The organism is Pseudomonas sp. LBUM1653, from assembly GCF_059716115.1.
Genome location: NZ_CP166803.1, coordinates 3,329,790 through 3,343,416, shown reverse-complemented (window position 1 = coordinate 3,343,416; position 13,627 = coordinate 3,329,790). Strand labels below are relative to the sequence as shown.

At 58.3% G+C, this 13,627-nt stretch carries 14 protein-coding genes and 1 pseudogene; 5 read left to right on the top strand and 10 right to left on the bottom strand.

Going from position 1 to position 13,627, the window contains the following annotated elements:
* Positions 1-109: 109 nt before the first annotated feature.
* The 3 genes from ACA054_RS15040 to ACA054_RS15030 all read left to right on the top strand — a co-directional run bounded on the left by ACA054_RS15040 (position 110) and on the right by ACA054_RS15030 (position 3,058).
* Complete coding sequence (locus ACA054_RS15040) at positions 110-1,252, top strand: formylglycine-generating enzyme family protein (protein ID WP_497690102.1); 1,143 nt, start codon at positions 110-112, stop codon at positions 1,250-1,252.
* A gap of 186 nt (positions 1,253-1,438) precedes the next feature.
* Complete coding sequence (locus ACA054_RS15035; RefSeq protein ID WP_497690101.1) at positions 1,439-2,116, top strand: DUF3313 domain-containing protein; 678 nt, start codon at positions 1,439-1,441, stop codon at positions 2,114-2,116.
* Between the two features lie 186 nt (positions 2,117-2,302).
* On the top strand, positions 2,303-3,058 hold the full coding sequence (locus ACA054_RS15030; protein ID WP_497690100.1) for a bestrophin-like domain: 756 nt from the start codon (positions 2,303-2,305) through the stop codon (positions 3,056-3,058).
* Between the two features lie 188 nt (positions 3,059-3,246).
* Here ACA054_RS15030 and ACA054_RS15025 read toward each other — a convergent pair whose 3' ends face one another.
* The 10 genes from ACA054_RS15025 to ACA054_RS14980 form a co-directional block, all read right to left on the bottom strand.
* Positions 3,247-3,483 carry an integrase core domain-containing protein gene (locus tag ACA054_RS15025; RefSeq protein ID WP_438666194.1) on the bottom strand — a complete coding sequence of 79 codons (237 nt, stop codon included), beginning with the start codon at positions 3,481-3,483 and terminating at the stop codon, positions 3,247-3,249.
* A 1-nt stretch (position 3,484) separates the two neighbouring features.
* The gene (locus tag ACA054_RS15020) at positions 3,485-4,084 is read right to left on the bottom strand and encodes an IS3 family transposase (RefSeq protein WP_497690099.1); all 600 of its coding nucleotides are present in this window, start codon (positions 4,082-4,084) and stop codon (positions 3,485-3,487) included.
* Positions 4,081-4,383 carry a transposase gene (locus tag ACA054_RS15015; RefSeq protein WP_497690098.1) on the bottom strand — a complete coding sequence of 101 codons (303 nt, stop codon included), beginning with the start codon at positions 4,381-4,383 and terminating at the stop codon, positions 4,081-4,083. Before ACA054_RS15015 ends, ACA054_RS15020 begins: the two co-directional genes overlap by 4 nt.
* Positions 4,384-4,578: 195 nt before the next feature.
* Complete coding sequence (locus tag ACA054_RS15010; RefSeq protein ID WP_497690097.1) at positions 4,579-5,586, bottom strand: Ldh family oxidoreductase; 1,008 nt, start codon at positions 5,584-5,586, stop codon at positions 4,579-4,581.
* A gap of 103 nt (positions 5,587-5,689) precedes the next feature.
* Positions 5,690-6,523 (bottom strand): substrate-binding periplasmic protein, encoded by an 834-nt coding sequence (locus ACA054_RS15005; protein ID WP_497690096.1) that lies wholly within the window; start codon positions 6,521-6,523, stop codon positions 5,690-5,692.
* Positions 6,524-6,581: 58 nt separating this feature from the next.
* On the bottom strand, positions 6,582-7,241 hold the full coding sequence (locus ACA054_RS15000) for an amino acid ABC transporter permease (protein WP_497690095.1): 660 nt from the start codon (positions 7,239-7,241) through the stop codon (positions 6,582-6,584).
* Positions 7,238-7,879 (bottom strand): amino acid ABC transporter permease, encoded by a 642-nt coding sequence (locus tag ACA054_RS14995; protein WP_020800490.1) that lies wholly within the window; start codon positions 7,877-7,879, stop codon positions 7,238-7,240. Before ACA054_RS14995 ends, ACA054_RS15000 begins: the two co-directional genes overlap by 4 nt.
* Complete coding sequence (locus ACA054_RS14990; protein WP_497690094.1) at positions 7,879-8,688, bottom strand: amino acid ABC transporter ATP-binding protein; 810 nt, start codon at positions 8,686-8,688, stop codon at positions 7,879-7,881. The genes ACA054_RS14995 and ACA054_RS14990 overlap by 1 nt, the downstream gene beginning before the upstream one ends.
* 13 nt (positions 8,689-8,701) lie before the next feature.
* The gene (locus tag ACA054_RS14985) at positions 8,702-10,009 is read right to left on the bottom strand and encodes a M24 family metallopeptidase (RefSeq protein ID WP_497690093.1); all 1,308 of its coding nucleotides are present in this window, start codon (positions 10,007-10,009) and stop codon (positions 8,702-8,704) included.
* A 126-nt stretch (positions 10,010-10,135) separates the two neighbouring features.
* Complete coding sequence (locus ACA054_RS14980) at positions 10,136-12,172, bottom strand: oxidoreductase (protein WP_497690092.1); 2,037 nt, start codon at positions 12,170-12,172, stop codon at positions 10,136-10,138.
* Between the two features lie 125 nt (positions 12,173-12,297).
* Here ACA054_RS14980 and ACA054_RS14975 point away from each other — a divergent pair, with 125 nt between their 5' ends.
* Together ACA054_RS14975 and ACA054_RS14970 are read left to right on the top strand one after the other, a co-directional pair.
* Positions 12,298-12,945, top strand: a complete 648-nt coding sequence (locus ACA054_RS14975) for a TetR/AcrR family transcriptional regulator (protein ID WP_497690091.1) — start codon at positions 12,298-12,300, stop codon at positions 12,943-12,945.
* A 258-nt stretch (positions 12,946-13,203) separates the two neighbouring features.
* Positions 13,204-13,353, top strand: a pseudogene (locus tag ACA054_RS14970) (integrase); the annotation flags it as partial.
* Between the last annotated feature and the right edge of the window lie 274 nt (positions 13,354-13,627).

The window sequence follows — 13,627 nt, the reverse complement described above, 5'->3', positions numbered from 1 at the left end:
CACAGCCCTCAAGGGGCACGCGGCGCTGGAGAACTTTTCAGTCGTGACACCGGGCGATGGCCAATGGTTTTGCAGTGGTCACCGCCAACAGGCACCAAGGGGAGCGCAAATGCTTGTCAGTAAACGGCGCTTGGGCATCGCTTTAGTCGCAGTAGGGATAGTGTCTGCCTGCGTGGCTTTTGCTGTGCATCAGCATGTTCGCGATCCAGTGGCCCTGACCCTGGGTGATGGAAATAATGGCCCCCGGGATATGGTCTGGCTTCCCGCTGGCGAATTTTTGATGGGCAGCGATCACAAGAAGGCGCGAGCCAATGAGGGGCCGGCTCACAAGGTCAGACTCGATGGATACTGGATCGACCGCTATGACGTCACCAATGCAGATTTCGCCCGTTTTATCTCTGAAACGCACTACGTCACCACCGCCGAACGCAAACCCGAATGGGAAGATCTGAAAGTACAACTACCGCCAGGCACTCCTGCGCCGGATGACAGCGTCATGGTGCCAGGCGCACTGGTTTTCGTGGGCACAAACAGGCCCATCCCGCTGGATGATTTCAGTCAGTGGTGGGCGTTTGTCCCGGGGGCTAACTGGCGTCACCCGTTGGGTCCGGACAGTACGATTGAAGGCAAGGAAACTCATCCAGTCGTTCAAGTTTCCCGTGAGGATGCAGAGGCGTACGCAAGGTGGGCACATAAGCGCTTGTTGACCGAGGCTGAATGGGAGTACGCCGCAAGAGGAGGCCTGGAACAAGCGGACTACGCGTGGGGCAATAATTTCACGCCCGGTGGAGAAAAGATGGCCAACACCTGGGATGAGATACAACCCTTTCCCGTGACCGGGTCCAGCAATAAATTCAAGATAGGCACCAAACCGGTAGGCAGTTACAGACCTAACGCGTATGGCCTGTATGACATGTCCGGGAACGTTTGGCAGTGGGTCGCCGATTGGTATCGTGCAGATGCATTTAAAGTTCGACTCAAACTTCAGCCGGCTGGGGAAGTAGCGGTTAACCCCGTGGGGCCAGCCGAGAGCTATGACCCCGAACTCGGGGTGACAGCCAACGCACCACAACGTGTGATTCGAGGGGGTTCTTTTCTGTGTAGCGACAGCTACTGCACGAGCTTTCGAACGAGTGCCAGGCAAGGTGCGGACCCCATGAACTCCATGTCGCATCTCGGCTTTCGCTTGGCGATGAGTAATGACCAATGGGAAAAGAACCGGACTCAGCTACGCGCTGCACTAAGACACTGACGTGAACTTCAGTTGGGCACCCTCTGGTTCGGCGACATGCCGGTGGGTCAGACAAAATCCACAGCGGGCTATCGAATTTCCGGTCAATTCGGTAGTGCCTGGATTCAAGCTGTGACCGGAAAAATTAGCTAGCACTTCTGATAGTCAACGAACAAAAACCGACTTAAATCCAAGGAGTTCAGCACCATGAACCTGTCCCGAAAATTCTTGGTCAGCGCTGCTCTGACCGGTGTCTTGCTTGGCGGTTGCACCTCCCAAGTCACTGAGCGCGAGCAGTACTCCGGTTTCCTGTCCAACTACAACAACCTGGAAGAAGTGACCACCACCACGGGTGAGAAAGCACTGCGCTGGGTTAGTCCATCATGGAACCCGAATGCTTATGACACCGTAATGTTCAACGGCCTTGAGTTGTACCCGGCACCCAAGCCTAATGAGCGGGTCAACCAACAAACACTCAATGACATCCAGAACTATATGACTACCAGCGTGAGCGGCGTACTAGGTCAGAAATACCGCTTGGTATCGAACACATCCGCAGCACCTGATGGGTCCAAACCCTTGATCCTCCGTGCAGCCATTACCGGGGTGAGCGCTTCCAACGAAGGTATGAAGTGGTATGAGATAGTCCCGGTCGCGGCCCTGGTCGGGGCAACAGAAGCCGCTACCGGCCACCGGGATCAGGACACGGATTTGTTCATCGAAGCCGAACTCATCGACGCAAAAACCCAACAGACTGTGGGCAAAGTGGTGCGTAAGGTGCTCGGCAGCGAACTTTCAAACGCTAGCCAGCAAATCACCGCCCAAGACTTCAAGGCCGCGATAGACAAATTGAATGCCGATCTGTGGGCTTTCATCCGTAAATGAACCGTGCTTCATCGCCAACACTGGTGAGCGGTCGTTTACGACCATATTCAACCGGTGGCCGAGTACGTTTCGAGTCCACTGTGTAGTCGAGACATAGAAACGATTCAGGGGCGAAAACTCAAAGGCATTGCCATCCGATATCAGACGCAGGAATTCCAAGGGTGATTCGATGCGCATTTTTCTATCATGAGCCATATAGCTATCGGACTCATCGCCTTCGTCGCTATCTTCGGCAGCGCTCTTGTTGGCATCTTTGCTGCAAGGGCTTTGCCCGAGCATCACCTCAGCACTGAGTCGCGCAATGCGATCTCCGTTTCAGCGGCGATTGTCGGCACGCTTTCGGCCTTGGTGATCAGCCTGATGATCTCGACGGCAAACAGTTCGTTCTCGACACGGTCGAGTGAAGTATCCAGAATTGCCGTCGACATCGTCCGCATGAACCGAGTGATGCAACGTTACGGACCAGAGGCTGAGGATGCCCGCGTAAAGCTTCGCAACTACGCGAGGGCGAAAATGCAGGAGTTGTTCCCGGCCGCGGGTGAACCGTTACAGTCAACCGATGCGACTGTTGGGATGATGGAGGCGACACAAGAATCGATTCTATTGCTTGTTCCGACTGATCCGAGACAGGGCTGGCTGCGCTCGCAGGCGCTTACACTTTCAGACGATGTTTTACAGGCGCGCTGGCTGCTAGCGGAACAGCGTGCCAGCAACATTCCGATGCCGTTCCTGATCCTGTTAATCTTTTGGCTTAGCTTGGTTTTCGCCAGCTTCGGCTTGTTTGCACCTCGCAATGCCACGACGATCGCCGTTTTCTGCCTATGTTCGGTTGCGGTTTCGGGAGGTATTACAATGATTCTGGAGTTGGACTCGCCCTTTTCTGGCCTCGTCCAAGTCTCCGGTCAGCCGATGCGCCAAGCGCTCGCTGAGATCATCCGATGATCAACTAGTCGAAGGGGGACGGTCAGCACATAAAATTCGCCTAGCCGAAGGCTACGTTATCCCCGGAACAGAGACACTCGAATATCTCCTTCAGCGGTGACTGCATGACTGATTTTCAGGAACATTAGGAACACTCTCTAGGATGCTCTGTGAACTGGTCAAGTAATTCTGGACACCAGTTAAGGTTTTCACGCAGCCAGTTTTTCCATAGCTACCGGCGACCGGTAGCCGTTGTAGCTATGGAGCCTGACGTTGTTGTAACGCATCACATAACGCTGCACATCCACGCGAGCTTCATGCTCCGAGCTGTAGCCATCTTCTGGCACCCACTCTGATTTCAGGCTCCCAAAGAAACGCTCCATCGGGGCGTTGTCCCAGCACTCACCTTTGCGACTCATGCTTTGCAGGAGTCCATGCTTGCGCATTTCATTCCTGAATTTGTGGCTGGTGTATTGGCAGCCTTGATCGGAATGAAACAGCACTTCTTTTGGACGACCTCGCAATTGCACCCGCCATTCGCAACGCTTCGCAGGTCAGCGTGGCATCGAAAATCATTGAAAACGACCAGCCCACGATCCGGCGAGCAAATAGATCCAGCACCGCCGCGAAATACATCCAGCGCTTGCCGACCTTGATGTACGTCACATCGCCACACCACACTTGGTTGATCGCCGTAACATCAAACTTGCGCTTGAGCACGTGCGGCGCCACCAGCGCTTCCACGCCGGAAGATTTGTACTTGTGCCGCCGGCGTTGACGACTGGTGACGCCGGCTTCGCGCATCAAGCTGCGAGCCATATGCCGTCCGACACGATGCCCCTTTGCTTGCAGCTCCTTGGCCAAGGTGCGCGAGCCGGCAGAGGCTCTGGATTCCTTGTAATGCTCGACCAGCACGGCTTTAAGTTTCTCCCGCTCAGGCTTCACCTTGCCTTGGCGCTGACGCCAGGCGTAAAAGCTGCTGCGGTTGACTCCAAACGCCCGACAGCAATTGTTAACGCCGTACTGCTCGTCCAGCTCATTGATCAACGAGAATGATCTTTGGAGTCCAAAAGCAGGAGAGCACTGGCCTTTTTTAGGATTTCGATATCCAGGTCTTTTTGCCTGAGCAACGCTTTGAGCTGCTGGATCTCACGTTGATCAGCGGTAATCGCTTTGGCACCCACCGGGGTCGAGCCCAAGCGCTCTTTACGAACCTGGTCGACCCAGCGGCGCAGGGCCGTAGGACCGATATCCAAACTGGCACAGACTTCGGGAATCGCCTGTCCTTCGTCCAGTACCATGCTCGCAGCCTTGAGCTTGAACTCTCTCGAATAAGATTTACGCATATCCAAACACCTCAGATTTGGGCGCCATCATAGCGCCCGATTGAAGTGTCCAAAAACATTAGGCCAGTTCACTGCGGCGGCTATGGGTCGCTTTCTGCCGGTCGCGACAGGCAGAAATCGGCCAATAGTTGCCTTTCGCGACAGGTAACCACCGCCCGCGTTTTCTGGCGCGGCCAGCGATGGCGAAGGGTTTGACTATTCCACCTGCGCCTTAAACGCGTCGTACGCCGATAACGGCAGGCTGATGCCCTCGCAGACCGCACGGGCATAGGCTTTCTCTTTGGCCTTGCCCGGCAGGTAAACGCCCAAGGCTTCAAGCCGCGTCATCTGCTCGCCCAGCCGTGAGGCAAAGCACTCGTCCAGCAACCTGGGAGCAATGCCAATCACCAGCATGCCAGCCCCTGGGGATTCGCTGCCGGAACGGAAATCTGCTGCATCCAACGACCAATTGGCCCCCGTCAAACCCGCCGCGAGCACCTCGACCATCAACGCAATGTTGGCGCCGCGGCCGCCCCCGAATGCCATCAACGTCCCGTGCAATGCCTCCCGCGCGCTACGCGTTTCATTGCCCTGTGCATCGACCGCCCAACCTGGCGGTATCGCCTCCCCCGCTTCAGCGGCCCGAAGCAGGTTGACGTAGGCCGTGGCGCTGCTGGCTTGGTCAATCGCCAGTAAACGACCCGCAGCACTGGCGGCGGCAAATGCGATGGGGTTGGTGGAGTACAGCGGCCGGCTCTGGCCCGCCACGGTGAGCAGCGGTGAGCCATTGGTGAACGCCAACGCGACCAGCCCCTCGCGCGCCAGGCGACGGGTGTAATAGCCCAACTCGCCACAGGTGAAAGCGTTGAACTGCGCAAACAGGGCGATACCCAGTTGATGCGCATTGCTGCACAGCACTGGGAAAGCGCGATCGAACCCCAGTTGCGCGATGCCTTGGGCCGCGTCGCAGCGGATCATGGCCGGCGCGACCTGGGTCACGATGGGCTCGGCAGCCATGGCGATTCGGCCGGTGGCAAAGCCGCTGAGGTAGTCAGGCAAATGGCCGAAACCGACTTCGTGTTGGCCATGGGCCTGGGCTGATACCGTGGCGTTGGCAAGCGCAGAGGCCACGGCGTAGCTGGTGCCGTGGGCCAGGCAGAGCTGTTGTGCGAAGGTGGTGGCATCGGTCAGAGACAGGCGCTTGTCGGGTTTGTCGTCGTCCATGGTGGCTTCAGTGTTCTCGGATTGTAGGTGTGCCGCAGCTTGAGAACCTGCAGGAGCGGCGCTAGCCGCTCCTGCAAGATTTGTGTCGCTCAGTTGATTATCTTTACTGAATCATCCTCGGCTCACCCACCTGCGCAGCCTCGCGGTCCAGGCCAAACGAGGCGAGGATTTCAGCGATTTCGCCCGAGGCATGCAAGGCCTGGATGTTCTTGCCCAGCGCCTCGCCCAAGGCTGCGTTGGACTTGGTGTACGGGAAGGCGCTCTGCCCAGGCTCAAGCGTGGCCTTGACCCGTTGATCGGGCTCGGACACCTTGATGCTCTTGCCGGGGTACGCGCCCTTCTGCTGCGAAGAAACCCCCACCGCGAAGCTGTCCGCGCCGACCTGGATGCGCTTGGACGCCAGGTCCTGGGCCATGGCCACCGGGTTCGGGTAGAGCACCAGATTATCGCCAAAGGCCTTCTTCAAATCGTCCACCCACAGGTAGCCCTGCACGGTGCCGATGCGCTTGCCGTCCAGTTCGGAAATCTTCGTGTAACCCTCATCCGAAATAATGCCCATCACGTCCAGGTACAACGGTGCCGACAACCCCAACGCCTTGCTGCGCTCTGCCGTGCGGTACCAGTCACCGATGCCGACATCGGCGCGCTTTGCCACCACCGCCTGCACCACAGCTGCGGTGTCCACCACCATGGTCTTAACCTTCAGGCATTCGCGCTCGGCGATGCGCTTGATGATCTCGCCATCCACGCCGCTCAACTGGTTGTTCGGCCCCGGTATCGAGTAAGGCGGGAAGACATACGCCGCCACGGTCAGCACACCTGGCGTAATGGTTTCAAACTGGTTCGCCGGGGTGCATTCGGCCAGGGCGTACGGCGCGCCGGCCAGGGTCGAACACAAGAACATCCAACGGGTAAAATGTTTAAATGAGCGAGTCATGACGTCACCTTTGCAATAAAAGAGCAGCAGCCGAAAACGGCGTGAGTGGCATTTGTTGTTATGGCTGGCTGGGTGCCAGTCTTTTTTCCAGCGCTGCCACGCCCAGGGTCGCCGGAGCACAGACAGCGGCATACATCAAACCGGCCAGGATCAGCACCGGCATGTACTCAAAAGTGGAGGAACCTATGGAGGACGCCCGGCTGACAATTTCTGGCAGGGCGATGGTGAAACACAGCGACGAGGCCTGGAACATCATGATCGAGAACCCCAGCAGCGACGGCAGCGCTACCCGCAAGGCCTGAGGCAGGATCACAAAGCGCAGGGCGTCGAACCGGTTGAGGCCGATCACCTCAGCGGCCTCGGTTTGCCCTGGGGCCACCGCCTCGATGCCACCGCGTATGATTTCACTGGTGTAGGCCGCCGTGCAGTACGCCATGGCCAGCGCGGCAGCCCAGAACGAGGTCAAGGTCAGGTTGACGCTGGGCAGGCCAAAGTAAAAATACTGCAGCAGGATCAACGCCGGCGCACCGCGCCCAAGCTCCACGATGACCAAAGACGGGTAACGCAACCAGCGGCGCGGGGCCGAGACACCGAGTGCCAGCACCAGCCCCAGTACAATACCCAGGCCCAGGCTCACCGCCGTGACCTGCATCGACAACACAAAGCCCTTCCACAACTCCGGCAGCCATTGGGCCCACATCGTCAGCAGTTCGCTCATCGGGCAATCCTCTGTTTCAACGTGGCCGAGAGCCAACGGGAGAACAAGGCCACCGGCACGCTGAGCACCAGGTAAACCACCGCCGCCGCGCTGTAGACGCTCAGGCCCTGAAAGGTTTGTTGTGAAACTTGATAGGCCTGGAAGCTGATATCGCCGACGCCAATGGTCGAGGCCACGGCCGAATCCTTGAGCAGGCCAATGGCGTAGGTGGCCGAGGTGGGAATGGCGATGCGCACCAACTGCGGTAACACCACATCGAAAAACCGTTGCGATGCCGACAGGTTAAGCACATAGGCGGCTTCGAATTGCCCGGTGGGAATCGCCGCGAAAGCACCGCGGTACACCTCGGACATGTGCGCCGCCGTAATCAGCCCCAGGCCGACCACTGCCGCGGTAAACGGCGACAGGCTGATATAGCCGCCACCGATGCCAAAGAAGATGAAAAACAGCCAGACAATCGGCGGAATGGAGCGCAGGGTCAGCACCAGCATGGCCGCCAGAAAACGCAGGGGCTTGACCCTGGACAGGCGCAGGGCACAGATCGGAAACCCCAGCACCACGCCGACGCAGAAGGCGAGCACGGTGACAGCAATGGTCCACGGCACACCGTTCAACAGCATCATCAGGATGTCTTGCATCAGCGATTCCTCACGGCCTGGAGGAACTGGATCACCCGTTCATGCTCGGGCTGGCGCATCACTTGCTGGCTCGGCCCCTGCTCGATGATTCGCCCCTCGGCCATCACCACCACGCGGTCGGACACGGTTTCGGCGAAGTGCATTTCGTGGGTCACGACGATCATCGACATTCCTTCGCAGGCGAGCTCTTTCATCACCGCCAGCACCTCCAGGCCCAGCTCGGGGTCCAGCGCCGAGGTCGGCTCATCGAACAGCATCAATTCAGGGTCCAATGCCAGGGCGCGGGCGATGGCGATCCGTTGTTGCTGGCCACCGGAGCAGCGCGCCGGATAATGCTGGGCCTTGTCGGCCAACCCCACGCGTTCGAGCAGTTGCATGGAGCGGGCGTCGGCCTCTTTGGCGCTGCGGCCCAAGGTACGGATTTGCGCCAGGCTGACATTGCGCAGTACCGTCAGGTGCGGAAAAAGATTAAACGACTGGAACACCATGCCAATGCGCCGGCGCAGCTTGAGCAGCTCTGTACGGGGTAACGTCTTGCCTGCTTCGATGTGCACGCCATCCATACTGACCCGGCCCTGGGTCGGCGGCTCCAACTGATTGATACAGCGCAGCAAGGTACTCTTGCCCGAACCACTAGGCCCAATAATGGCCACCACCTCGCCCTTGCTCATTTCAAAACACACGTCGTGCAGGACGGGATAGGGGCCAAACTGTTTATGAACTCCCTCCAGGCGCAAGAACGGTTCGGCGCTGGCCACTGGGCGCGGCGCCAAGGAGGGCGCGGTTTCGATCACGGTCATACTGCTCATGGTTTTGCTCCAGCTATCGATCGCCGTCGACTAAGGGCGTGCGCGAAAGTTTTATCGGCCCGTTGGCGCTGATCAGCACCTGTTCTTCGAGCTTCACCCCTTCCCCACCGCCTTGTTCACCGATGTAACTTTCCACCGACACCACCATGTTTTCCTCGAACAGGCCGTCGTAACCCCACTCGGCGAAATCCACGGTGTTGGCGACGCTGGGGTACTCGTCCACCAGGCCGACGCCGTGCAGCATCATCATGTAGCGATTGTGCTCAAAGCGCTTAGGCACAGGCCAACAGTGTTCGGCAAACTCGCGAAAGGACAGGCCCGGGCGCAGCAGTTCTACGTTGTGGTTGATCTGCTGCGAGGCGATTTCCAGCAAGTCGCGCTGGGCCGTTGTCGGCGCCTTGCCGGGGCAGACGAAGCTGCGAGAGATGTCCGAAAGGTAACCACCGGGCCCGACCATGTCGGTGTCAAAACAGACCATCTCACCTGCCTTGATGACCTTGTCGGTGGCGTCCTGGAACCACGGGTTGGTTCGCGGCCCGGAACTCAGCAAGCGGCTTTCGGCCCATTCCCCGCCGTGCGCGACATTAGTCCCGTGCATGATGCTCCACAGCTGGTTTTCAGTGACCCCCGGCACCAGGCTTGTGCGCATCCGGGCAATCGCCAGGTCGCACACGCCCATGGACACCCGGTGGCTGGCGACCTCTTCAGCCGATTTGATCAAGCGTGCCTGCTCCATCAACGGCTGCGCATCGAACAGCTCAATGCCCTTATGCATCAGGCGCTGCGCGCCCCAAGGGTCACAACGGTCCACCGCCAAGCGGCGATTGCCGCCACCGTGGCGGGCCATCAGGTCCGCCACTTCCTGGGCCCAGCGCTCGGCTTTTTCCTGCACGCGGGGGCCGGCAAGAAAATACAGCCAGGGAATCGCCGGGCGAATTTCATCGATGGTTTCCACGTGCTCGCTGTTGTGCCGGCTGCTGTTGAACTCGAACAGCACCACCGGGCCGTCGGTGGCCACAAACACATAGCGGCTGGGCGAGTGCATCACCCACAAACCGAGGTTATTGGTGTCGGTGGCATAGCGAATATTGATCGGATCGGCCAACAGAATGCCGGCGTAATCCTGGGCGCGCAGTTGCTCGCGAATGCGCTCCAGGCGGTAATGACGCAGGGCTTTGCGGTCGATGGCGGTATACGCATCGAGTAACGCCGTGTCGACCGGCGCCAGGGCATGTTCAGTGACCTTGGCATCGCTGCGAAAGCGCAGGTCGCGTTCGGTTAACGCAGTGAGCAGCTCAATGGAATCAGAACCCGTATGCATGCAACAACCTCCGCTGGGAAGAGCTTGATGTTCATCAAATTCAATCAGACCAACTGTCGGGGCAGTAACTTAAGGCTTCTAAATCAGGTGACGGCTGTCTTTATTGTTGTGGGCGACACACGGCAGCTAGAGGTCCTTGACCAGCCGCAGGGCATCGTAGATGGCCGCATGGGTATTGCGCGACGCCACGGCATCACCAATGCGGAACAACTGGAAGCGCCCTTCGGGGTTGCTTGTAACGGTTTGCGGCTTGCCGACAATCAGGTCCATGTACTCCAAGGCGCCTTCGTTGCTGGCCAAGGGTTTGAGTGCGAAATACAGCTCGTCCAGCGGCCGGGTGCCGTGGTTAACCACCACCTGATCCACCCGGCGTGTTTTAGTCAGGTCACTGTAATCGGTGCCGATCGTAGCCAGCAATTGGTCGCCTTGTTTCTCCACAACCTTGAGCCGGTAGGTGACGGTAAAGGTGGTGTCCAGTTGCTGCAACGTGCGCATGTAGGGAACCAGGTTCATGCCCATGACTTCGGGCGCGAACGAGCGGTCGGGGGTCATGATTTCAGTCTTGGCGCCACTGCGGGCGATGAATTCGGCGGCTTGCAGGCCGGCGTGGTCGCCCGCATCGTCGTACACCAGCACATTGCGCCCAGGCTTCACGTCGCCGGAAATAATGTCCCAGCTTGAAACCAGGAATTGATTGCCGTGTTCCAGCACTTCGGTGTGCGGCATGCCCCCGGTCGCCACGATCACCACGTCGGCATTTTCATCGAGAACAATCGCGGTGTCTGCCCAGGTGTTGAAGTGAAACGTCACGCCAAGGCGCTCGCATTGCGCCATGCGCCAATCGATGATGCTGATCATTTCTTTGCGCCGCTCGGACTGCGCGGTCAGGCGAATCTGTCCGCCGGGTTTGTCCGCCAGCTCATACACCACCACCTCGTGGCCGCGCTCTCCTGCCACCCGTGCCGCTTCAAGGCCACCAGGGCCGGCGCCGACAATCAGCACTTTGCGCTTCTGCGCAGCCTTGGGTATTTCATGAGGCATGGTGGTTTCACGCCCGGTCGCGGCGTTGTGGATGCAGTAGGCAGCGCCAGCGTTGTAAATGCGGTCCAGGCAATAGTTGGCGCCCACGCAAGGGCGGATATCGTCTTCACGGCCTTCGATGATCTTGCGCACGATGTGCGGGTCGGTCATGTGCGCGCGGGTCATGCCGACCATGTCCACCAACCCCGAGGCAATGGCATGGCGCGCCGTGGCCACGTCGGGAATTTTCGCTGCATGGAAGGTCGGGAAGCCGGTCAGCGCCTTGATTTCGCCGGCAAAGTCCAGGTGCGGCGCATTGCGCATGCCCTGGATCGGGATGATGTCGGTCAGCCCGGCGTCGGTGGCGATGTTGCCGCGAATCACATTGAGGAAGTCGATCATGCCACTGTCTTTCAACAGTTGGGAGATCTGCAAGCCCTCCTCTTTTTGCAGGCCGCCGGCGAGGACTTCGTCCCCGGTGTAGCGAATGCCGACGATAAATTCCGGGCCCACGCGTTTGCGAATGGCCGTGAGCACATCGAAGGTAAAGCGCAGGCGGTTTTGCAGCGAGCCGCCGTACGGCCCTTCCAGTTCGTTGGTCAGTGGCGACCAGAACTGGTCCATCAAGTGGCCGTAGGCTTGCAGCTCGATGCCGTCCAGGCCGGCGGCTTTCATGCGTTCGGCGGCATCGGCGTAGTCGCGAATGATGCGGTCGATGTCCCATTGTTCGAGCTGCTTGGGGAAGGCGCGGTGTGCGGGTTCTTGATTGTGGGAGGGCGACACCACCGGTAGCCAGTCGCCTTTGTCCCAGCGGGTACGCCGGCCCAGGTGAGTGAGCTGGATCATCACCGCCGCACCATGTTCGTGGCACTCGTCGGTCAGGTCTTTCATCCAGCCGACCACTTCGTCCTTGTAGGCCAGAATGTTGTTGAACACGGGCGGACTGTCACGGGAGATCGCGGCGGAGCCTGCGGTCATGGTCATGGCTACACCGGCTTTGGCACGTTCAACGTGGTAGGCCCGGTAGAGCTTTTTCGGCATCCCGTCTTCCGGGTAAGCCGGTTCGTGGGAGGTGGTTATGATGCGGTTGCGCAGGGTCAAATGCTTGAGGCGATAAGGCTGAAGTAGCGGATCGTTTTTCATATCGGTCTCGCAAACAGGTCATCAGGCACGCCGACAATATGCCCCTGTGTACACAGGTGTCAATACTCTTGACACTGGTGTACAGTTGGCCACGAAAAGCAAATTTAAACAGGGAAGAAATGCCCATGAAAGCAACCAGCTCAACGGCGGAACCGGCAGGCCGAGGCTCACTGGAAGGCTGGCTTAATGCGGCCTACGAAAGTCTGACTGAGTCAGGCGTCGATGCCGTGCGAGTGATGCCGCTGGCGAAAAAACTGAATTTGTCGCGCACCAGCTTCTACTGGTTTTTCGAAGACCGTGATGCCTTGCTCGTAGCCTTGATCGAGCAATGGAAAAACAAGAACACCTTCAACCTGGTGACCAAATCCCAGGCCTATGCCGAGTCCATCACTGAGGCGATTCTCAACGTCTTCGACTGCTGGCTGAACAGCGAATTGTTCGACTCGCAGTTCGAGTTCGCCATGCGCAGTTGGGCGCTGCAATCACCGGAAGTGGCGCAGGAAATCGGCCAGGCTGACGCGCAGCGCGTCGAGGCATTGCGGCAGATGTTCGACCGTTTCGGCTTTGAACACGATGCTGCGACTACCCGCGCCCGTTCGATCTACCTCACGCAAATCGGCTACATCAGCATGAAAACCCGGGAGCCCCTGGCCCAGCGCATGCGCTACATCCCCGAGTACCTGAAGATTTTCACCGGCAGGGAGCCGGAAGCCCGTGAGCTGGAGCGCTTTTATCAGCGCAACGGTTTTAGCGGTGCCGATTTGAACGTCTAAAAACATCGATTCACAAGTCAGCTTCTTTGAAGATGCGCACGGTCCACCTTGTTTTCGAGCCTGTCTCGGCCTTCCCGATACCTGACTGAATTGGCTGCATGAGGCAGTCCTGGAAAAACGCCAGGGCGATTCGCTCATTTGCAGCGACCTCTTTTAGCCGATTTCTGTCTGTCGTCACCGTCAGCTGTGGGTCGAACAGCGACCACCACTCGTTCTGACTGATCCACCCTTGTCCTCCATCAACATGGAGGACACGCCATGAATACCACTACCAGATCCCGCCATCAGCCTTGGAACAAGGGAAAGCTTGTCGGGCAGAAAGCCCCGCTCCGAGTCAGAGATATCTGGGCCATCCGGATCAGACTCCAGCTCGCAGAGAAGACACGAGATTTGGCCCTTTTCGGGCTCTGCTACAAATTCAATATGGCGAATACAGCCATGCGCAGGGAGCATCATCGTTGGAAATTCTTGGCGTTAGGACGGAGCGAGTTTGGCTGGAACTGGACGAGAGTTCAGATCAAAGAAGCAATCGTGTTGACCTACTAACAGGCCCAAATGGGTCCGGAAAATCTGAGATTCTCAGTTTCCTTGCAAATACATTCCGAAAGCCTAAATCAAGACCGGAAAAAGGGCAGATCTCATGGAAGCATAAAGACTTTCATCTTATTGAGGATGGCGGGAT

What these genes read in the sequence shown, in the direction of transcription:
- ACA054_RS15040 (WP_497690102.1), top strand. Translation starts at nt 110, where the DNA reads ATGCTTGTCAGTAAACGGCGCTTGGGCATCGCTTTAGTCGCAGTAGGG.
- ACA054_RS15035 (WP_497690101.1), top strand. Translation starts at nt 1,439, where the DNA reads ATGAACCTGTCCCGAAAATTCTTGGTCAGCGCTGCTCTGACCGGTGTC.
- ACA054_RS15030 (WP_497690100.1), top strand. Translation starts at nt 2,303, where the DNA reads ATGAGCCATATAGCTATCGGACTCATCGCCTTCGTCGCTATCTTCGGC.
- ACA054_RS15025 (WP_438666194.1), bottom strand. Translation starts at nt 3,483, where the DNA reads ATGCGCAAGCATGGACTCCTGCAAAGCATGAGTCGCAAAGGTGAGTGC.
- ACA054_RS15015 (WP_497690098.1), bottom strand. Translation starts at nt 4,383, where the DNA reads ATGCGTAAATCTTATTCGAGAGAGTTCAAGCTCAAGGCTGCGAGCATG.
- ACA054_RS15010 (WP_497690097.1), bottom strand. Translation starts at nt 5,586, where the DNA reads ATGGACGACGACAAACCCGACAAGCGCCTGTCTCTGACCGATGCCACC.
- ACA054_RS15005 (WP_497690096.1), bottom strand. Translation starts at nt 6,523, where the DNA reads ATGACTCGCTCATTTAAACATTTTACCCGTTGGATGTTCTTGTGTTCG.
- ACA054_RS15000 (WP_497690095.1), bottom strand. Translation starts at nt 7,241, where the DNA reads ATGAGCGAACTGCTGACGATGTGGGCCCAATGGCTGCCGGAGTTGTGG.
- ACA054_RS14995 (WP_020800490.1), bottom strand. Translation starts at nt 7,879, where the DNA reads ATGCAAGACATCCTGATGATGCTGTTGAACGGTGTGCCGTGGACCATT.
- ACA054_RS14990 (WP_497690094.1), bottom strand. Translation starts at nt 8,688, where the DNA reads ATGAGCAGTATGACCGTGATCGAAACCGCGCCCTCCTTGGCGCCGCGC.
- ACA054_RS14985 (WP_497690093.1), bottom strand. Translation starts at nt 10,009, where the DNA reads ATGCATACGGGTTCTGATTCCATTGAGCTGCTCACTGCGTTAACCGAA.
- ACA054_RS14980 (WP_497690092.1), bottom strand. Translation starts at nt 12,172, where the DNA reads ATGAAAAACGATCCGCTACTTCAGCCTTATCGCCTCAAGCATTTGACC.
- ACA054_RS14975 (WP_497690091.1), top strand. Translation starts at nt 12,298, where the DNA reads ATGAAAGCAACCAGCTCAACGGCGGAACCGGCAGGCCGAGGCTCACTG.